This is a genomic window from Corynebacterium suicordis DSM 45110, from assembly GCF_015351405.1.
In the GTDB taxonomy this organism is placed as follows: domain Bacteria; phylum Actinomycetota; class Actinomycetes; order Mycobacteriales; family Mycobacteriaceae; genus Corynebacterium; species Corynebacterium suicordis.
Map to the genome: position 1 here is coordinate 1,218,970 of NZ_JADKMY010000001.1, position 20,493 is coordinate 1,239,462.

Consider the following 20,493-nt stretch of genomic DNA (forward strand, 5'->3'; position numbering starts at 1 on the left):
ATGAAAATTCTCTTCGCCGGGACTCCCGAGCCAGCCGCGGTTGCCTTGGAACATCTTCTGGCAGACCCGCGCATTGAAGTGGCCGGCGTGCTCACCCAGCCCGATGCTCCACGCGGTCGTGGCCGCACCGTGTACCCGTCCAAGGTGGCCGAAGTGGCCGAGAAACACGGGCTGGAGGTGCACAAGTGGGCGTCGTTAAAAAAGAACGCTGAAGAAAACGGATCTGCGGAGACTTTGCGCGATTACGCTGAGCGCGGGGTGCAAGCGGTGGCGGTGGTGGCTTATGGCAACCTCATACCGCGTGATCTGCTGAACGTGTTCCCACATGGATGGGTCAACCTGCACTTTTCCCTGCTGCCGCGATGGCGCGGGGCGGCCCCGGTGCAGGCGGCACTGGCGGCCGGTGATGCCACCACGGGTGCGACGATTTTCCGCATCGAAGAGGGCTTGGATACCGGTCCGATGCTGAGTTCTCAAGAGGAAAAGATTGAAGTCACGGATACCGCCGATGACCTCCTCACGCGATTGACCATGCAGGGGCGGGAACTGCTGGCGGATACCTTGACCAGCCTGCACGAGGGCACGGCAGAGTACACCGAGCAGGACGAATCCCAGGCCACGCATGCGGCGAAGATCCGCTCCGCTGATGCGCGCATTGATTGGTCGCAGCCGGCCGAGGTGATCCAGAGGGTGGCTCGCGCACACACCCCGGCACCGGGAGCGTGGACCATGCTGGGGGAGCAGCGCTTCAAGATTGGTCTGCTTCTGCCAACTGCAGAGGAGGCATTGCCAGCTGGGCAGATGATCTTCCAAAACAAGAAACTGCTGGTGGGAACCGGTACTAACGTGTTGGAGATCATGACAATCCAACCCCCGGGCAAGAAGATGATGCAGGCAGCGGATTGGGCGCGCGGGCAGCACGCTCTGCAGGAAGCGCCTCAGCAGTTTGAAAACAACCAAGACGGAACCAATGGTCACGCAGAAGGACATAACTAATGGCAGGGTTTAGGTCACGCTCGGAATCCCAGCGTTCAGAGCCGCAGCGCTCGGAGCCGCAGCGTTCAGAAAGCTCCGAGAAGAAGCAGTCCGCAGCACCTCGTCAATCAGCCGATTCTGCACGCAAGCACAAGCCAGCAGGCAGCCCCAAGCGTCGCAGCTCTGATTCCCAGCGCTCCCAGGGTTACCAGCAAAAGCGCCCCGAGCATAAGCAGGCCAAGGCCCGCCAGAGTGGCAGTGGCGATGTGGCTCGCGACGTGGCCCTTTCAGTGCTGCGCGAGGTGACGCTGAACGATTCCTTCGCCAACCTCAGCCTCCCGCGCGCCATCAAGGAGGCCCGGCTCAGCACCCGCGATGCTGCCTTCGCCACCGAGCTGACTTACGGCACCTTGCGCGCTTCCGGATTGCTGGACGCCATCATCGCCAAGGCCGCCGGCCGCCCCGTGGACAAGATCGACTCCGTGGCCCTGGATATCCTGCGCCTGGGCAGCTACCAGATCCTCCGCACCCGCGTGGACGATCATGCCGCTGTGAACACATCAGTGGAACTGGCCAAGGCAAACGCCGCAGCCCAGGCAGGTGGGTTCATCAACGGCGTGCTGCGCACCATCACTCGCACCCCAGCAGAAGAGTGGATCAGCCGCGTGGCAGGCGGGGATAGCATCGCTGATCTGGCTTTGCGCCACGCCCATCCGGAATGGATTGCTCGTTCGTTTAACGACGCCCTGTCCCACCAGCTAGATTCCACCAGCATCCACCCTGATCTTTCCGCTGCTCTGGAGGCTGATGATCAGCGTCCAGTGGTGCACCTAGCGGCTCGTCCCGGAGAAATTTCCGGTGAAGAACTGGCCCTCATCACGGGTGGCGAGGAAGGCAAGTGGTCTCCCTACGCGGTGTACCTGGAGGACGGTGCTCCCGGCGAGCTTCCGCCGGTACGTGATGGTCTGGCCTCCGTGCAGGATGAGGGATCGCAGATCATCGCCATGGCCTTGACTCGCGCGCCTTTGAATCGCACCGATGCTGGTCGTTGGTTGGATCTGTGCGCTGGACCCGGTGGCAAGACTGCATTCATTGCCTCTTGGGCTCAGGGCGATGGGGCGCAGGTGGATGCCGTGGAACTGGCAGCTCACCGCGCCAAGCTGGTGGAAAACACCACCAAGGGTCTGCCCGTGAAAATTCACGTGGGCGATGGTCGGAAACTTGAGACGGTCAAGGGACTGGACATCCCCGCCAAAGGCTACGATCGCGTGCTGGTGGATGCCCCATGCTCCGGCCTCGGCGCACTGCGCAGGCGGCCCGAAGCTCGGTGGAGGAAGAGCGCAACCGACATCCCCGAGCTGGTCTCGCTGCAGAGAGAACTGCTGCGTTCTGCGGTGGCTAAGACTGCTCCGGGTGGCGTCGTGATCTATTCCACCTGCTCACCTCACCTGAAGGAAACCACCAACGTGGCCCGATTCGTGGCGGAGGAAACGGGCGCGGAAATCCTTGACCTGGGCCAACTGTTCCCGGAACTGGAAGGCAATGATTCCGCGCCGTTCATCCAGATGTGGCCACACAAGCACGGCACGGACGCGATGTTTATCGCGGCTCTGCGAACCCCGGCAGATGCCGAGCGTAAACTGTAGGGCATGTCTGACAACGCTTCGCTCAGCCCCACCCCGTCTACTCGCACGCTCATCGCCCCCTCCATCCTGGCCGCTGATTTCAGCTGCTTGGCACAGGAAATCTCCAAGGTGGAGAACGCGGATTGGTTGCACATTGACGTGATGGATGGGCATTTCGTGCCCAATCTCTCCTTCGGTCTGCCGGTGGCGAAGTCGCTGCTGCCGCACACCGATAAGCACCTCGATGTGCACCTGATGATCGAGGATCCCGCGCGCTGGGCACCGGATTACGCGGAGGATTTCGATTCCGTGACGTTCCACCTGGAAGCGGTGGACGGCATGGATGAGGCAATCACGCTGGCTGGTGAGCTGCGGGAGCGCGGAACCATGGCCGGCATTTCTATTAAGCCCAACACCTCGGTGGAGCCGCTGCTGGATTACCTGGCGCACTTCGACATCATCCTGGTGATGTCCGTGGAGCCGGGCTTCGGTGGGCAGAAGTTCATGCCGGAAGTTTTGGACAAGGTGCGCGCACTGCGGGCACGGATCGACGCGGACAATCTGGACACGCTGGTCGAGATCGATGGTGGCATTGGCATCGAATCCACCGGCCCTTCCGCAGCAGCGGGCGTGGATGTGTACGTGGCCGGATCCAGCGTCTTTGGTCACGCGAGCCCTTCAAGCCAGGTCGACGCCCTGCGCGAGGCCGCTCACGCTGGAATGCGCGCCGACGCTCAGTCCGATCAGCGTTCATAGTGAGCGTGAATGACGAAAAGCTGGAAGACTCGCTCCAGCTGAGCGAGCTTTTCCGCTTGGCAGATGAGCAGGCGTGGCGAGTGGCTGGAACCACCGCGCCGAACCCAGCGGTGGGATGCGTTTTGCTCAATGAACGCGGCGAGATCATCGGGCGGGGAGCTACTCAACCAGCCGGGGGAGCACACGCTGAAGTGATGGCGTTGCGCGATGCTGCTCAAGCCGGTCATTCGGTGAAGGGTGCGCGGGCAATCGTGACCCTGGAGCCGTGCAACCATACGGGGCGCACGGGACCCTGCGCGGTGGCCCTGGCGGATGCCGGGATTGCGCGGGTGGATTACCTGTTTGCCGATCCCAGCCCGCTGGCCCAAGGTGGTGGCGAATACCTGCGGGAACGCGGGGTAGACGTAACGGGACCGCACCTCGCGTTTGGGCCTTCTGAAGACCGGCAAAAGGACGGTGTGGCTGATACGGATGCAGCTCATTCGGATGCCCCTGATGCCCAATGGCAATCCGTCTTCGCTGTGGAGGCATGGCTGACGTCCGCAACCCAAGGCCGACCCCATGTGACCCTCAAGCTGGCAGCCACCATCGATGGCTTCGTGGCCGCAACGGATGGCACCAGCCAATGGATCACCGGGGAGATCGCCCGCCAGCACGTTCACCAGGACCGCAAGACCCGCGACGCGATCATCGTGGGTACCGGAACCGTGGTGGCGGATGACCCTCGCCTAAATGCGCGCCAGTCCGATGGCACCCCATTTGCGCAGCAACCGCTGCGGGTAGTCATGGGTCAGCGGGATATCGCTGACTCCGCGCCCATCTTCCAACCTCCCGGTGAGGCCATCCACCTCCGCAACCGTGACCCGCATGCGGTGCTACAGAATCTGCACGAACGGGGAGTGGTGGATGTCCTGGTGGAAGGCGGACCGCACATCAGCAGCGCGTTTCTCAGCGCGGGCTTGGTGGATAGGATTCAGCTCTACCAAGCCCCATCGGTGTTGCTCGCCGGCCGCCCAGCGCTGCAGCCCAGCCCTGAGCTGTCCACGTCCATGTCTGACATCCGCGAGTTCACCCCGCGCAGCATTGAGACCCTGGGCAGGGATATTCTGCTCACCCTCTCGCGCTAAAATTCCCTAGAGAACCAAGCAAAACGCCGCCTCCTGCACAACCCCGCACCAGCCCGCACATCATCGACACGCTAGACAAGGATTGATCCATGTTCACCGGAATCATCGAAACCATTGGCCGCATTGTGCGCGTAGAGCGCGCGGAGGATTCTCTCCGCATGCGCATCAACGCCCCCGAGGTGATGAAGGATGCCCACCACGGAGATTCCATCGCCATCAACGGCGTGTGCTTGACGGTCACCGATTTCGATTCCGAGGGCTTTTGGGCGGACGTCATGCAAGTCACCCTGGATTACTCCACCCTTGGCCAGGCAGGCGAGGGTGCGCGGGTCAACGTAGAGCGTGCCATGTCCCATCAGTCGCGCTTCGGCGGGCACATCGTGCAGGGTCACGTGGACGGCACCGCCACGCTGGAATCCCGCACACCCAGCGAGAATTGGGAGATCTTCCGCTTTGTTCTCGAGGACCCAGCGCTTGCCAAGTATGTCGTCAAAAAGGGATCCATCTCCATCAACGGCACGTCCCTGACCGTTGCGGAAGCTGCTGCTCTCGACGCCACCTCCGCCTGGTTTGAGGTGTCCCTCATCCCCACCACGATGGAAGACACAATGCTCGGAGATCTCCAGGCCGGGGATCAGGTCAATATCGAGTGCGATGTGCTGGCCAAGTACGTGGAGCGGTTGAGCGGCGCGAACTAAAGCCCCTCCCTGTGAACCCAGCCGATTGCACACCCGCAATGCTGGGTAGATAGAGTAATGAGAATGGAAGAGACCCACCCAGGCACGCAGCTCAACGATTCGCCGCAGGCACAAGAATCCATCCAATTGGATGATGTGAATCGGGCTATTTCCGATATCGCCGCGGGTAAAGCTGTTGTTGTAGTGGATGATGAATCCCGGGAAAACGAAGGCGATCTCATCTTCGCCGCGGAGCTTGCCACCCCTGAACTCGTTGCCTTCATGGTGCGTTATAGCTCCGGGTATGTCTGTGTGGGCATGACCAACGAAGATTGCGATCGCCTTGCTCTGCCACCGATGGTGGCGCGCAACCAGGACGTGCGCAACACCGCGTACACCGTGACGGTGGACGCCGCCGAGGGCATTGACACCGGCATTTCCGCTGGTGACAGGGCACACACCATCCGAATTCTTTCGAACGCAGAATCCGCATCCACTGACCTGAACCGCCCCGGCCACGTGGTTCCACTGCGCGCCCGCGATGGCGGAGTGTTGGTGCGCGATGGACACACCGAGGCCTCGGTTGATCTGGCGCGCGCCGCTGGCCTGCGTCCAGCCGGAGTCCTCTGCGAGGTTGTTAGTGAGGACAACCCCACCGAGATGGCGCGCCTCCCAGAGCTGCGCCGCTTCGCGGATCAGCACGGGCTGTGCCTCATCTCCATCGAGCAGCTCATCGAGTGGCGCCGCACCAATACCCCCGTGGTGGAGCGCAGCGTGGAGACCCGCCTGCCCACTAAGAACGGCGATTTCCAGGCAGTGGGTTACACCAGTTTGGTGGATGGTGTCGAACACATTGCTCTGGTGGCCGGGGATGTCCAGGGCAAGTCCGAAGTTCCCGTGCGTGTGCACTCGGAATGCCTCACCGGAGACGTGTTCGGATCCCTGCGCTGCGACTGTGGCGAGCAACTGCAGGCCGCGCTGAACAAGATCACCAACGAGGGCAGCGGCGTGCTCATCTACATCCGTGGCCATGAAGGACGCGGCATTGGGCTGGTGCCCAAGCTGCGCGCTTACGTGCTGCAAGATGAGGGCTTGGACACCGTGGATGCCAACGAATCCCAGGGATTCCCAGCTGACCTCCGCGAATACTCCGCGGCCGCGCAGATCATCAAGGACTTGGGCATCGAGTCCATCCAGTTGATCTCCAACAACCCAGACAAGCGGGAAAAGCTCAAGGGTTATGGCATCGAGATCTCCGGCCGCGTGCCCGTGGAGCTGCCCGCCAACCCGAACAATATTTCCTACCTGCTCACCAAGCGGGATCGCATGGGGCATCAGCTCGATTCATTGAGCTAGTTTGGGCGGGGTTGGCGTCGGAACAAAAAATCTTTTCACACTAAGGAGCTCACGATGGCACATGATGGACTTCCGCAACTGACGGTCCGCGATGGCGAGGCCGCCGGAATGCGGGTGGCCGTGATCAGCAGCAGCTGGAACGCGGATATCACCGATGTGCTGCATCAACGCGCCATCGCCCGGGCTAAGCAAGCCGGTGCTAGCGTGAGCCAGTGGCGTGTTTCCGGGGCGGTCGAGCTTCCCGTGGTGGTGGCAGAAGCCGTTAAACATTTCGACGCCGTCATCGCCAACGGTTGCGTGATTGAAGGCGAAACTGAACACTTCCGCGTGGTGTGCGACGCAGTCACCTACGGCCTGACGCGGATCGCCATCGATTCCGGGGTGCCCGTGGGCAATGGTGTGCTCACGGTGCAGAACCATCAGCAGGCCGTGGATCGCGCTGGGGGAGAAGGCGCTGTAGAAGACAAAGGCGCCGATTCTGCCGAAGCTGCGATCCAGGCGGCATTGGTGCTGCGGCAGATCGCCGCGAGCTAACTGATTCCGGTCGCGAGCTTTGCAGCGCGACTTTCTAGCTGCGGGCTTTTTTGACTCAGCCGGATGCGGGGTAACGTAGATTCCGTGAATAACTCGGAGATTGGACAGCAACCAGCGATGCCAAACCAGGCCGACCGCGAGCGCGAACACTCCACCGACACAGCTGCAAATACCCAGCTGAACAGCACGGCAGGCAGCACCGCCAGCGGTACTGCACATGACGCTGCGCACGGCGCTGCACGTGGGGCGAACACCGCCGACTGGGAGCTGGTGGTGCGATCTCCATTCCTGAAGAAGCTGGCCTTTTTCGGCGTGGTGGTGGTGATGCTGGTGCACATCCTCATGGCAGTGGTGGTGGGCATCGGCGATACCGGTGTGGCTGTCACCACCACGGACCGCCTGGGATTCATCGGCATCGGCCTGCTGTTTTCCCTGGTGTGCCTGACCCTCCTGCGCCCGCGGGTGCGCGTGAACTCCGCTGGAGTGGAAGTCCGCAACATCGCCAACGCGCAGTTCTACCCATGGGAGATCGTCCACGGACTCTCGTTTCCCACCCAGGCGCAGACAGCTCGGCTGGAACTGCCCGATTTCGAATTCGTGCCGATGATGGCCATGCACGTGCGTGACCGCAACACCATCGCCGGAACGGTGGAGGCCTTCCGCAAGCTTGAAGACCGCTACATGCCGGATGAATAGTCCGAGATAAGAGCAAGCCAGAACACATGGCACAGACAGTGAACTACCGCCCGGAGCCAGGAACTATTCCCACGGAGCCGGGCGTATATACGTTTCGGGATTCGCATGACCGCGTGATCTACGTGGGCAAGGCAAAGAATCTCCGCGCGCGCCTGAGCAACTATTTCCAGGATCTCAACCAGTTGCACCCGCGCACCCGCGCGATGGTCACCACCGCCAACCGCGTGGTGTGGACGGTCGTGTCCAGTGAGCTGGAAGCCCTCAACCTGGAATACACGTGGATCAAGCGCTTCAACCCGCGCTTCAACGTGATGTACCGGGATGACAAAACCTATCCCATGCTGGCCATCAGCGTGAAGGAAGAGGTGCCGCGGGCGTTTGTTTATCGTGGACCTCGACGCAAAGGTATCCGCTATTTCGGCCCATACCCCAAGGCCTGGGCTATTCGCGATACCCTCGAATCCCTCACGCGCGTATTTCCCATCCGCACCTGCACGCGCGGGGTGTACAAGCGCCACGCTGCGCTGGGGCGGCCGTGTCTGCTGGGGTACATCGATCGCTGTTCCGCGCCGTGCGTGGGCAAGATCAGTGCAGAGGATCACCGCGCGCTGGTAGATCAATTTTCCAGCTTCCTGGCTGGTAACACCGATGCCGTGACCCGCCGAGTGCGCGCGGACATGGAACGCGCCGCGGAAGACCTGGACTTCGAGCGCGCTGCCTCTTATCGGGATCAGCTCGGCGCCATGGATAAAGCCATGGAGAAGCAGGCCGTGGTGTTCTCCGATAACACCGATGCCGATGTAATCGCGGTGGAATCCGATGAGCTGGAGGCCGCGGTGCAGATCTTCCACGTCCGCGGCGGCCGCATCCACGGCCAGCGCGGCTGGGTGGTGGAACGCGATGAAATCACCGATGCGGAACTCACCGGGCAGTTCCTCACCCAGTTCTACGGCGATGAGGCGGAGCTGGCCCGCGCCACGGAATCCGCCACCGCCGGAGCTTCCTCCACGGGCGTGGATAGGGAGCTGGCCAGCGCCATCAACCCTGCCGCGCGCGCAGAGCTGGGGGATCTGGTGGGCGATGTGCAGGTGACTCCCGTGCCGCGGGAAGTGCTGGTGGAAGCGGTGCCGGACAACGTGGAGGAACTGGGGGAATGGCTCAGCGACCTACGTGGCTCCCGGGTGACCATCCGCACGCCATTGCGCGGCGATAAAAAGTCCCTGATGGAAACCGCGCACAACAACGCGAAGCAGGCCCTGGCGCAGCACAAGCTCAAGCGCTCCGGGGATTTGACCACCCGTTCTGCAGCCCTGAAAGAGCTGCAGGATGCGCTGTGGATGGACGAGTCACCCCTGCGCATCGAGTGCACGGATATCTCCCACATCTCGGGTACTGACGTGGTGGCCAGCCTGGTGGTCTTTGAAGATGGATTGCCGAAGAAGTCCGATTACCGCCGGTACAAGATCAAGGAAGCCGCCGGAGATGGGCACTCCAATGACGTCGCATCCATTGCTGAAGTAGTCCGCCGCAGATTCAAGCGCCACCATGAAGACCAGGTGGCCATGCCCATGGGAGACGATGGCGGAGAACTGCTGGAAGGCGAAGAAGATCTCGAGGTGGCGTCGACAAAAAAGTTCGCCTACCCACCGCAACTCTTCATCGTGGATGGTGGCCTGCCGCAGGTCAACGCTGCCCAAGCCGTGCTGGATGAACTGGGTGTCACGGACGTCACCCTGGTGGGAATCGCCAAGCGCCTGGAGGAAATCTGGGTGCCGGGTGAGGAGTATCCAGTGATCATGCCGCGCACCTCGGACGCGCTTTACCTGGTGCAATACCTGCGCGATGAGGCGCACCGCTTTGCCATCACGTTCCACCGCCAGCAACGCAGCAGCCGCATGCGGCACTCCGCACTGGACGATATCCCCGGTTTGGGACCTGCTCGCAGGAAGCAATTGGTGAAGAGCTTCGGATCGGTGGCCAAGGTGAAAGAGGCCAGCGTGGAGGAACTGTGCGAGCTGCCCGGGTTCGGCCCGAGCCTGGCGGAGAAGATTTACGAAACTCTCCACCAACCACCGGCGCAATCCGATTAGACTGCTCAAGTATGGAGATCTCAGAATCCACTGAACCAGCGTCGATGCCACCGTTGATACTCATCACCGGCATGTCCGGTGCTGGCCGCCGCGCCACATCCGCCGCGCTGGAGGAACTGGGCTGGTACGTGGCCGAGAACCTCCCGCCAGAACTCATCGTGCGCATGGCCGAGCTCAGCTTCTCCGAGGATTCCCCCATCGAGCGCCTGGCAATCGTTACCGACGTGCGCTCCCGCGATTTCGCCGGCAGCCTCACCGACGTGTTGGACAAGCTCAACGCTTCCGGCCGCCGGCCCATCGTTCTTTTTCTCGACGCCACCAATACCGAGCTCATCAAGCGCTACGACACGGTGCGCCGGACCCACCCCCTGCAGGGCGAAGGCACCATTCAACAGGGCTTGGACAAGGAGCGGGCCCTGCTCAGCTCCATCCGCGAGCGCGCGGACGTGGTGCTGGATACCACCAACACCAGCGTGCATGACCTGCGCCGCGTGCTGGAGCAGCACTTTTCCAGCATCAGCCAGCAACAGGTGCGCGTGAACATCCAATCCTTCGGATTCAAGTACGGCGCTCCCAATGACGTGGACGTGTTGCTCGATGCGCGCTTCCTCCCCAATCCGCACTGGGAAGACGAGCTGCGCCCATACAGCGGCTTGGACGAGCAGGTCTCCGATTTCGTGCTGCGCCAGCAAGGCGCAGAAAGCTACCTGAACTCAGTGCAGGATATGGTGCAGGCGATGCTGCCGGGCTACCAGCGCGAAGGGAAGAAGTACGTCTCCGTAGCCGTGGGTTGTACCGGTGGTCGCCACCGGAGTGTCGCGGTGACTGAGGAGCTCACTCGTCGACTCGAAGCAGCGGGCGTGGATGTGCGCACGATGCACCGGGATGTGGAGCGTTAAACCTATGGTTGAGACACCTGACAATGCAGCGGATCAGGCTGCGCAAAACACGCCAGACCAGGCAGCAGACAAAGCTGGGGTACGCGTGGCCAGTTTGGGCGGGGGACACGGTCTATTCAATACCTTGCGCGCCACCCGTCTGATTGCGGATCACGCCACCGCGATCGTCACCGTGGCCGATGATGGCGGTTCTTCCGGAAGGATGCGCCGAGAGCTCGGCTCAATTCCCCCCGGAGATCTGCGCATGGCACTGGCCGCGCTGACGGAAAATACCGAGCACGGCCGGCTCTGGGAAGAGGCCATTCAATTCCGCTTCGGCGGATATGGCGCGCTCAACGGGCATGCTGTGGGCAACATGATGATCTCCGGCTTGGAGCAGGTCTTGGGCTCGATGGTCGCGGCTCTCGATGAAATGGGCTCACTGCTGGGAATTCAGGGGCGCGTCATCCCCATGTGTCCGGAGCCCCTGGATCTGGAGGCGGAAGTCTCCGGGTTGGAGGAGGATCCGCGCGAAGTGGTTCCCGTGCGTGGACAGGTGGCGGTAGCCACCACCTTGGGTCAGGTCAGGCGAGTGCGCATGATTCCCTCGCAACCGGCTGCCACCCCCGAGGCAGTAGAGGCCATTTCGCAGGCAGATCTGATCACGCTGGGTCCTGGCAGTTGGTTCTCCAGCGTGATCCCGCACGTGCTGGTGCCGGGCTTGGTGGACGCGCTCAACCTCACCCAGGCGCCAAAGGTACTGATCATGAACCTGGTGGCAGAACCGGGAGAGACCGCGGGCATGTCCATGGAGCACCACATCCACATGCTCTACCAACATGCTTCCGCACTGGCCATCGATGTGATCGTCATCGATATGACCGTCATGCCCGGGCCGGCCCAACGCACCCACATGGAACGCGCTGCCTCAGCACTGGGTGCAAAGGTGATCTACCGGGATGTGCGCGAGGATGATGGCCGCGGGCGTTTCGCCGATCGACACAAGCCATCCAAGCTGGCCACCGTGTTCCGGGAAATCCTCGACAACCCCGTTCAGGATCTCCCCAGCAGGCTGGACTAATCCGCGCGGATGCGCGAGTGCTAGCGTCGACAAAGAATATTTACAGAAAGGACGTGGGGTCCAGTGGCATTAACTGCCGAGGTGAAAGCCGAGCTCGCGCAAGTCAACGTGAGCCATTCCGATGTCATGCTCGCGGAAGTGGCCAGCCTGTTGCGCTACTGTGCGGCGCTGCATCTGGTGGCCGGTCAGATTGTGGTGGAGGCAGAGGTTGATTCTTCATCCACGGCGCGGCGCATCGCCTCCTTCGTGGAACAGCTGTTCAACATGCAGGCCGAGGTGCAGGTGATCGGCGCTGGCAATCTGCGTAAGAACTCGCGTTACGTGCTGCGCTGGGCACAGGGGGGAACGGAGCTGGCTCGCCGGGCAGAGCTGATTGACCGCGCTGGTCGACCCGTCCGCGGGCTGCCTCGCTTCATCATCGGCGGCACGAAGGAGCAGTGCGTGGCTGCATGGCGCGGGGCATTCCTGGCCCACGGTTCGCTGACCGAACCCGGCCGTTCGTCGGCAATGGAGGTGACCACCCCCAGCAATGAGGCAGCATTGGCGCTGGTCGGTGCTGCCCGCCGCATCGATGTCACCGCCAAGACCAAGGAAGCCCGCGGGGTGCATCGGGTAATCGTGCGGGACGGTGATTCCATTGATGCCCTACTCAACCTCATGGGTGCCCGCGATACGCGCCTGAAGTGGGAAGATCAGCGCATGCGCCGGGAAGCTCGTTCCAAGGCCAACCGCTTGGCCAACTTTGATGATGCCAACCTGCGCAGGTCCGCCCGGGCTGCGGTAATCGCCGCCGCGAGGGTAGAGCGTGCCCTGGAGCTTTTGGGTGATGACGTGCCACAACACCTGGCCCAGGCAGGCCAGCTGCGCGTGGCTCACCGGCAATCCTCCCTGGAAGAACTGGGCCAGCTAGCCGAGCCCGCCATGACCAAAGACGCGGTGGCCGGACGCATCCGCCGCCTGCTCACCATGGCGGACAAGCGTGCCGAAGAGCTCAACCTCCCAGACACCAATATCGCGGTGACGGAAGAACTCTTCCACGATATGGACTAGTTTCATATCTAATTCTCCTGCATCCCCATGGCTATCTAGGTAGTGTCAAAAGTGTCACTGCGAGGAACCATTGAATAGGAGACATGGGAAATGACAACTCGTGTAGGAATTAACGGATTTGGACGAATTGGCCGCAACTTCTTCCGCGCCGTATTGGCCGGAGATGCGGATATTGAGATCGTCGGTATTAACGACCTCACCGATAACAAGACCCTCTCCACGCTTCTGAAGTACGACTCTGTCGTGGGCCGCCTGGATGCGGATGTTACTTACGATGATGAGTCCATCACCGTTGGCGGAAAGCGCATCACCGTCACCGCTGAGAAGGAACCAAAGAACCTCAAGTGGGGCGAGCTGGGCGCGGATATCGTCATCGAGTCCACCGGCTTCTTCACCGATGCCAACGCTGCCCGAGCACACATCGACGCCGGCGCCAAGAAGGTCATCATCTCCGCCCCTGGCGATAACGAAGATGCCACCTTCGTGATGGGTGTGAACCACGAGGATTACGATCCCGAGAACCACAACATCATCTCCAACGCATCCTGCACCACCAACTGCCTGGCTCCAATGGCAAAGGTGCTGGATGATGAGTTCGGCATCGAGCGTGGTCTGATGACCACCATCCACGCCTACACCGGCGATCAGCGCCTGCACGATGCACCTCACAAGGATCTGCGCCGCGCCCGCGCTGCAGCCGTGAACTTGGTTCCTACCTCCACCGGTGCTGCCAAGGCCGTGTCTCTGGTTCTGCCACAGCTCAAGGGCAAGCTGGATGGTTACGCTGTGCGCGTGCCCATCATCACCGGCTCCCTGACCGACCTCACCTTCGAGACCAAGACTCCCGTCACCATCGATCAGGTCAACGAAGCAATGCAGAAGGCAGCCGAAGGTCCCCTCAAGGGCATCCTGTCTTACTCCAACGGCGATCCACTGGTGTCCACCGACATCGTCACGGATCCTCACTCCTGCATCTTCGATTCCGGTCTGACCAAGATCAACGGCAACCAGGTCAAGGTCATCGGTTGGTACGACAACGAGTGGGGCTACTCCAGCCGCCTCGTCGATCTGACCACCTACGTTGGCGAGCGCCTCTAAGCTTCGCCTTCTTCCTGCCGAGGATGTGCCACCCGATAAATGGGGGAGGCCGTCCTCGGTTTTCTTTTTCTTTTTTCGACGCCAGCAACTCCCGCGCTGCGTCTCACACACATTAACCGCGGGTTTGCCTACACTCGGGTTACACAGTGGGTTCTTTGGTGGCGGTGAATTCGCCCCGGAGACCCAGCAAAAATAGATTTTCAGTTTTCTTTAGCAATTAAGGAGCAGACATGGCTGTAAAGACGGTTCAGGATCTCATCAACGAGGGTGTTGAAGGACGCCACGTGCTGGTTCGTTCGGACCTCAACGTGCCTTTGTCTGATGGAAACATCACGGATGCGGGTCGCATCGATGCGTCCATCCCCACCCTGCGCTCCCTGCTGGATGCCGGAGCTCGCGTGATCGTGGCTGCTCACCTGGGCCGTCCAAAGGGTGAGCCCAATCCTGAATTCTCTTTGGCTCCCGTTGCTGAGGCGCTCTCCGAGCGCTTGGACATGTACGTTCCACTGGCTAGCGACGTCACCGGTGAAGACGCTCACGAGCGCGCCAATGGCCTGGATGATGGAGATATCCTGCTGCTGGAAAACGTGCGTTTTGATCCTCGCGAGACCTCCAAGCTGGAAGATGAGCGAGCAGAGTTCGCAGATGCTCTGGCTGCACTCACCGCGGACAACGGCGCGTTTGTCTCCGATGGCTTCGGTGTGGTTCACCGCGAGCAGGCCTCTGTCTACGACATCGCCAAGAAGCTTCCTCACTACGCGGGTGGCTTGGTGGAGACCGAGCTGGAAGTACTGAAGAAGGTCACCGAGGATCCCGCACACCCTTACGCCGTGGTACTGGGTGGCTCCAAGGTCTCGGACAAGCTGGGAGTGATTGAAGCGCTGGCACCGAAGGTGGACAACCTCATCATCGGCGGTGGCATGTGCTTCACCTTCCTGGCCGCTCAGGGCTACGAAGTGGGCGGATCCCTGCTGCAAGAAGACATGATTGATACCTGTAAGGATCTGCTGGAGCGCTTCGGTGATTCCATCGTCCTGCCAGATGACGTGGTGGTGGCAGAGCGCTTCGACAAGGATGCTGAGTCCCGCACTGTCGAGCTCGATTCCATCCCAGCTGGCTGGATGGGACTGGACATCGGTGAGAAGAGCGTGGAGAAGTTCTCCCAGATCCTGGATGAAGCCAAGACTGTCTTCTGGAACGGCCCAATGGGTGTGTTTGAGTTCGAGAAGTTCGCAGGCGGCACCCGCGGTGTTGCTGAATCCATCATCAAGGCCACGTCGAACGGCGCATTCTCCGTGGTGGGCGGCGGAGATTCCGCAGCGGCCGTGCGCACCCTCGGCTTGGACGAGGAGGGCTTCAGCCACATCTCCACCGGTGGTGGCGCATCCCTGGAATTCCTCGAAGGCAAGGAACTCCCGGGCGTGGCCGTCCTCGAGTCCTAATCTGCATCCTCGTTTCATATTCGCTTGAACCTCGCTTGAACCCCTGCTTAGAAGGAGCCCGAACATGGCAAAGCGCACCCCATTCATCGCTGGCAACTGGAAGATGAACCTCAACCACAAGGAAGCTATCCACGTGGTGCAGAAGTTCGACTTCTCCCTGCCAAAGGACTACTACGACCACGTTGATGTGGCCTTTATCCCACCCTTCACGGACATCCGCAGCGTTCAGACGCTGGTAGATGCGGACAAGCTGCTCATCACCTATGGTGCGCAGGATGTCTCGATCTACGAGTCCGGTGCCTACACCGGTGAAATCTCCGCCGATATGCTCTCCGCACTGGGTTGCACCTGGGTCGTGGTTGGCCACAGTGAGCGTCGGGAACACCACAACGAGACCGATGAGATCGTGGCCAAGAAGGCCAAGGCTGCGCTGCAGAAGAACATGCAGCCCATCGTTTGTGTGGGCGAGCCACTGGAGGTTCGCGAGGCCGGTGAGCACGTGGATTACGTGGTCAAGCAGACCCGCGCTTCTCTGGAGGGCTTGAGCGCCGAGGATCTGAACCGGGTTGTCATCGCCTATGAGCCAGTATGGGCCATCGGCACGGGCAAGACCGCCTCTGCCGAGGATGCCCAAGAGGTATGCCGCGCGATTCGCGGGCTCGTTGAAGAGCTGGCTGGGGCGGATACCGCTGCTGCACTGCGCGTGCTCTACGGCGGTTCCGTTAAGTCTGATTCCATCGGTGAACTCATCACCCAGCCAGATGTAGACGGTGGCTTGGTTGGTGGCGCTAGCTTGGACGGCAAGGACTTCGCCGGCCTAGTAGCTGCGGCTGCAAAAGCTGCGCAATAGGGAAGCGTCGAGTACAAACGACGAGTAAGACCCACGCGCTCACCTCGTAGAGCGCGTGGCTGCGCTAGTTACCCGTCGCTCATCACACGCCACTCATCACTCGCTACTCATCACCCGCCACTAATCACCCACTGTGGAAAGGCACCCGATGCCCACTGATGCCCCAGAACACCAACTGATTCCGGGGACCATCATCCCGGTGGTCACAGACGCGCCCGAATCAGAATCCGTTCATCCCTCCATTCGGGATGACATCCGCTATCTCGGCGCGATTCTGGGCGAGGTGATCCGCGAGCAGGAAGGTGAATTCACCTACAACCTGATCGAGAACATCCGCGCCACGTCCCTGGATCTCCGACACGGCGAGCTCAGCACCAAGGAGCTGGCGGAGCAATTCCACAGCATGGACGTGGCGCGCACCTTGCCGGTCATCCGCGCCTTTTCCCACTTCGCCCTGCTGGCAAACCTGGCGGAGGATCTCAACGCAGAGCGGTTGCGCGATAAGGCAGCCGATGAAGGCGAAACTCCCGGCCCATCAACGCTCGACTGCACCTGGCGCACGATAGCGGAGCAGGGGATCAGTTCTGCTCAAGTTTCCAACACCTTGGAGCACCTCTACGTGGCTCCGGTGATGACAGCTCACCCCACGGAGACTCGACGCCGCACTGTCTTCGATGTGCAGGCGGATATTGCTCACCAGATGCGCAAGCGCGCCCGCATCTTGGAGAGGGGAGAAACTGCCCGCACCCAGGATGAGCTGGATAAGATCACGCGTTTCATCAAGCGTCGCATCACTGCACTCTGGCAGACCGCGCTGATCCGCAGCGTGCGGCCCAGGATCGAGGATGAGATCAAGGTGGGGCTGCGTTACTACTCCCTGAGCTTGTTGGAGGAGATCCCCGCGATCAATCGCGATGTGCGCAACCACCTTCACGAGCAGTTCCCGGATGCGCAGCCCACGCCCGCCATCATCCGTCCTGGCTCGTGGATCGGTGGCGATCATGACGGCAACCCCTATGTCACGGGCGAAACGGTAGAGAAGGCCACCAGCATGGCCGCCAGAACCATCTTTGAGCACTACGGGCGTGTGCTGGCCAAGCTCGAGCAGGAGCTCAGCCTGTCCACCCGCATCTCTGATGTCACGCCTGAGCTGGAGGAGCTGGCAGCCCGCGGGAAGAACAACGTGCCTTCCCGCGAGGACGAGCCTTATCGACGCGCCATCCACGGCATGCGCGGGCGCATTGCCGCCACAGCGGAAGCAAACCTCGGGGTCCGCATTTTCCCCAGCGAGATCCATGATGATTTCCAGCCCTATGCAGACCCGCAGGAGTTCCTGGCTGACATCACCGTGGTGGATCACTCATTGCGCACGGGCGTGGATGATTCCCTGGCAGATGACGCACTCGCCGAGCTCTTCTCCTCGGTACACTCATTCGGTTTCCACCTTTCCGGTCTAGATCTACGGCAGAACTCCGAAAGCTTCGAGGCCGTGCTCACCGAGCTATTCGCTTGGGCAGGAGTGAACGACAACTATGCGGAGTTGGATGAAGAGCACAAGGTGGAGCTGCTGGTTAAAGAACTCTCCAGCCCCCGGCCGCTGGCTGAGCCCGCCACGGAATTTTCTGAGGCCACGGCTCGTGAGATCGGCATCTTCCGCGCCGCGGCCGCTGCCATCGAGCGTTTCGGTAGGGAAGCGGTGCCACACTGCATCGTCTCCATGGCCACGTCCGTCTCAGACATCTTGGAGCCCATGATCCTGCTCAAGGAGGTGGGCCTGTTCCACGCTGATCGCGATGCCCCCACCGGCTCTGTCGATGTGATCCCGTTGTTTGAAACCATCGAGGATCTCCGCGCGGGCGCTGCCATCATGCGCGATCTCTGGGCACTGCCTTTCTACCGCGCCTACGTGCATCAGCTGGATAACCAGCAGGAAGTGATGCTGGGCTACTCGGATTCCAACAAGGATGGCGGGTACTTCGCAGCCAACTGGGCTTTGTATTCCGCCGAGCTGGAGCTGGTGGAAGCAGCCCGGGAGGCCGACGTGCGCCTGCGTCTGTTTCATGGCCGCGGCGGCACCGTGGGTCGTGGTGGCGGACCTTCTTACGACGCCATCCTGGCCCAGCCCGAGGGTGCAGTCCAGGGATCTCTTCGCATCACTGAGCAAGGCGAAATCATCTCCGCGAAATACGGTGATCAATCTAATGCGCGACGAAACCTGGAAGCGCTCGCCTCCGCCACGCTCGAGGCCAGCTTGCTAGAGATTCCCGCCCCGGAGGATACGAACCGCGCCTATGAAACGATGGCGGAGATCAGCGATCTCTCCCTGAACTCCTACGCGACGCTGATGCACGAGGATGAGGGGTTCATAAACTACTTCACCTCGTCCACACCTCTGGAAGAAATCGGCAGCCTCAACATTGGTTCCCGACCCACCTCACGCAAGCAGACAGAAGCTATCACGGATCTGCGTGCCATCCCGTGGGTCTTGAGCTGGTCTCAATCCCGAGTGATGCTGCCAGGCTGGTTCGGAGTGGGCAGCGCCATCCAGAAGTGGTTGGAATCCGGTACTTCAGTCCCGGGTGGCCCGCAAGAGCGCTTGGACTTCCTGCGGGACCTCCACCAGCGCTGGCCGTTCTTCCAAACCGTGATGGCCAATATGGCGCAGGTGATGGCCAAGGTGGACATGTCCCTGGCAGAGCTGTACTCCAGCCTGGTTGAAGATCAAGAGGATGCCCAGCGGATCTTCACCATCATCCGGGAGGAATACACCACATCCGTGGACATGTTCCTGCAGGTGACGGATCAGAAGTCCCTGCTGGAAGAAAACGCTGAACTGGCTAACTCGGTACGGAATCGCTTCCCGTACCTGGTTCCGCTCAACCTTTTACAGCTGGAACTGTTGCGTCGATTCCGAAAGGGAGATGATTCCCGACAGGTGCGGATCGGGATCCAACTCACCATGAATGGGCTCTCCACCGCGCTGCGCAACTCCGGGTAGGGGAATTCCGGTGAGAGCGCGTGGCATCTTCGCCAACCCCAGCGGCTAGCTGATAGCATGAACCAGTTGTACGTCGAATAATCGAAGCAAAGGTTGGACATTGATCCTCACACTGCAGATCATCTTGATCATTTCGAGCCTGCTGATGGCCCTATTTGTGCTGCTGCACAAGGGTAAGGGAGGCGGACTCTCCAGCCTGTTCGGCGGAGGAATGCAATCTAACCTCTCCGGCTCCACTGTGGCTGAGAAGAACTTGGATCGCTACACCATCATCACTGGAGTGATCTGGTTCATCTCCTTGGTGGCGCTGAACCTGGTTATGCACTTCAACCTCTAGGTTCCCAGCCCCGGGAAGGTGAAGGCCTCCGGCTGGAAAAGTCTGAGTCCCACTGCCTGAGCCTCCATCGCGCAGGCATTTCCCGGGGATTAGCTTTGCGGGTCTGCTTCCGCGTCGACCCACAGGATGGTCTCTTCAGTACCTTCCATCATTCCCGCTGGCCATTGGCCGCTGGAATCTGCTGCCAGCGCATGCTGTGCAGCTTCTTTTTTTGCCTCGCCATTGATGATGAACCACACCTGCCGCGAACTATTCACCGCAAGGCGGGTGAGTGACACGCGGTTGCTCGGTGGCTTGGGACAGTTCCGCACCGCAGCCACGGTTCCCTGAGGATCCATGAGCTCTTCAGTATGGGGGAACAAAGAATTGACGTGGCCCTCTGGACCCATGCCCAGCAGGTGGATGTCAAAGCCATCGGGTGCTTCTCGCTGCAGGACGTGTGCATAGGAATCAGCAGCCTTATCTAGGCTTTCCCCATCGGCAGCTTGGCCCTCTTGCACGGTGGCATAGGTGAAAATGTTGGAGCGGGGGATCTCAATGTGATCCAGGAGTGCTGCCCGAGCCTGCACATCATTGCGCTCCTCATCACCGGCGGGGAGAAATCGCTCATCGCCAAAGAACACCAGCACGCGGTTCCAATCAATGGCCGCGACCGGGAAATCCTCTGCGCTCGCGCGGGCGGAGTGATCCAGAACCAGCAACTGACGCAGAGTCTTGATGCCCACGGTTCCACCTGTCAAGACAAGGCGAACCAGGCCATCATCGGAGGCGGTAGGCCGGTTGCGCTGCATCCGAGAAATAGTTTGCACCAGAGCTCGCGCAACACCACTGGCCAGAGCCTCGGAATTCTTGAATGATGTGACGCTTCGGTTACTCATTGGTTTCATCCCATCTTCGGTGCTGCGACGTTCTTAATGCTGCAG

At 60.9% G+C, this 20,493-nt stretch carries 18 protein-coding genes; 17 read left to right on the top strand and 1 reads right to left on the bottom strand.

The annotated features are described in order from the left end of the window. From fmt to secG, 17 genes are all read left to right on the top strand, one after another. Nucleotides 1-996: a methionyl-tRNA formyltransferase gene (gene fmt / locus IRY30_RS05670; protein WP_194556593.1), complete on the top strand. Its 996-nt coding sequence runs from the start codon at nucleotides 1-3 to the stop codon at nucleotides 994-996. Continuing rightward, nucleotides 996-2,621: an RsmB/NOP family class I SAM-dependent RNA methyltransferase gene (locus IRY30_RS05675; protein ID WP_194556355.1), complete on the top strand. Its 1,626-nt coding sequence runs from the start codon at nucleotides 996-998 to the stop codon at nucleotides 2,619-2,621. Before fmt ends, IRY30_RS05675 begins: the two co-directional genes overlap by 1 nt. Before the next feature lie 3 nt (nucleotides 2,622-2,624). Further along, a complete protein-coding gene (gene rpe, locus IRY30_RS05680) occupies nucleotides 2,625-3,356 on the top strand; it encodes a ribulose-phosphate 3-epimerase (RefSeq protein WP_194556356.1) in 732 nt (243 codons plus the stop codon). Beyond that, the gene (locus IRY30_RS05685; protein WP_323741508.1) at nucleotides 3,356-4,483 is read left to right on the top strand and encodes a dihydrofolate reductase family protein; all 1,128 of its coding nucleotides are present in this window, start codon (nucleotides 3,356-3,358) and stop codon (nucleotides 4,481-4,483) included. The genes rpe and IRY30_RS05685 overlap by 1 nt, the downstream gene beginning before the upstream one ends. Nucleotides 4,484-4,572: 89 nt before the next feature. Further along, nucleotides 4,573-5,181 (top strand): riboflavin synthase, encoded by a 609-nt coding sequence (locus tag IRY30_RS05690; protein ID WP_194556357.1) that lies wholly within the window; start codon nucleotides 4,573-4,575, stop codon nucleotides 5,179-5,181. Between the two features lie 63 nt (nucleotides 5,182-5,244). Further along, nucleotides 5,245-6,516, top strand: a complete 1,272-nt coding sequence (locus IRY30_RS05695) for a bifunctional 3,4-dihydroxy-2-butanone-4-phosphate synthase/GTP cyclohydrolase II (protein ID WP_194556358.1) — start codon at nucleotides 5,245-5,247, stop codon at nucleotides 6,514-6,516. Nucleotides 6,517-6,570: 54 nt separating this feature from the next. Then, nucleotides 6,571-7,050 carry a 6,7-dimethyl-8-ribityllumazine synthase gene (gene ribH / locus IRY30_RS05700; protein ID WP_194556359.1) on the top strand — a complete coding sequence of 160 codons (480 nt, stop codon included), beginning with the start codon at nucleotides 6,571-6,573 and terminating at the stop codon, nucleotides 7,048-7,050. Nucleotides 7,051-7,113: 63 nt separating this feature from the next. Next, nucleotides 7,114-7,746: a PH domain-containing protein gene (locus IRY30_RS05705; protein ID WP_374708540.1), complete on the top strand. Its 633-nt coding sequence runs from the start codon at nucleotides 7,114-7,116 to the stop codon at nucleotides 7,744-7,746. 26 nt (nucleotides 7,747-7,772) lie between these two features. Beyond that, nucleotides 7,773-9,836, top strand: coding sequence for an excinuclease ABC subunit UvrC (uvrC, locus tag IRY30_RS05710; RefSeq protein WP_194556360.1), 2,064 nt, complete (start codon nucleotides 7,773-7,775; stop codon nucleotides 9,834-9,836). An 11-nt stretch (nucleotides 9,837-9,847) separates the two neighbouring features. Then, nucleotides 9,848-10,735: an RNase adapter RapZ gene (gene rapZ, locus IRY30_RS05715; protein WP_194556361.1), complete on the top strand. Its 888-nt coding sequence runs from the start codon at nucleotides 9,848-9,850 to the stop codon at nucleotides 10,733-10,735. A 4-nt stretch (nucleotides 10,736-10,739) separates the two neighbouring features. Next, nucleotides 10,740-11,795 carry a gluconeogenesis factor YvcK family protein gene (locus IRY30_RS05720; protein ID WP_228502601.1) on the top strand — a complete coding sequence of 352 codons (1,056 nt, stop codon included), beginning with the start codon at nucleotides 10,740-10,742 and terminating at the stop codon, nucleotides 11,793-11,795. Between the two features lie 63 nt (nucleotides 11,796-11,858). Further along, complete coding sequence (gene whiA / locus IRY30_RS05725; RefSeq protein WP_194556363.1) at nucleotides 11,859-12,845, top strand: DNA-binding protein WhiA; 987 nt, start codon at nucleotides 11,859-11,861, stop codon at nucleotides 12,843-12,845. Between the two features lie 90 nt (nucleotides 12,846-12,935). After that, nucleotides 12,936-13,943: a type I glyceraldehyde-3-phosphate dehydrogenase gene (gene gap / locus IRY30_RS05730; RefSeq protein ID WP_194556364.1), complete on the top strand. Its 1,008-nt coding sequence runs from the start codon at nucleotides 12,936-12,938 to the stop codon at nucleotides 13,941-13,943. 230 nt (nucleotides 13,944-14,173) lie between these two features. Next, entirely contained in the window at nucleotides 14,174-15,385 is a 1,212-nt protein-coding gene (locus IRY30_RS05735; RefSeq protein ID WP_194556365.1) for a phosphoglycerate kinase, read from the top strand. 64 nt (nucleotides 15,386-15,449) lie between these two features. After that, nucleotides 15,450-16,235 (top strand): triose-phosphate isomerase, encoded by a 786-nt coding sequence (gene tpiA / locus IRY30_RS05740; protein WP_194556366.1) that lies wholly within the window; start codon nucleotides 15,450-15,452, stop codon nucleotides 16,233-16,235. Nucleotides 16,236-16,383: 148 nt separating this feature from the next. Next, nucleotides 16,384-19,233 carry a phosphoenolpyruvate carboxylase gene (gene ppc, locus IRY30_RS05745; protein ID WP_194556367.1) on the top strand — a complete coding sequence of 950 codons (2,850 nt, stop codon included), beginning with the start codon at nucleotides 16,384-16,386 and terminating at the stop codon, nucleotides 19,231-19,233. Nucleotides 19,234-19,333: 100 nt separating this feature from the next. Continuing rightward, complete coding sequence (secG, locus tag IRY30_RS05750) at nucleotides 19,334-19,570, top strand: preprotein translocase subunit SecG (protein ID WP_194556368.1); 237 nt, start codon at nucleotides 19,334-19,336, stop codon at nucleotides 19,568-19,570. Nucleotides 19,571-19,659: 89 nt separating this feature from the next. On the opposite strand, the gene pgl is transcribed toward secG, so the two are convergent. Beyond that, the gene (gene pgl / locus IRY30_RS05755) at nucleotides 19,660-20,448 is read right to left on the bottom strand and encodes a 6-phosphogluconolactonase (RefSeq protein ID WP_194556369.1); all 789 of its coding nucleotides are present in this window, start codon (nucleotides 20,446-20,448) and stop codon (nucleotides 19,660-19,662) included. Nucleotides 20,449-20,493 lie beyond the last annotated feature (45 nt).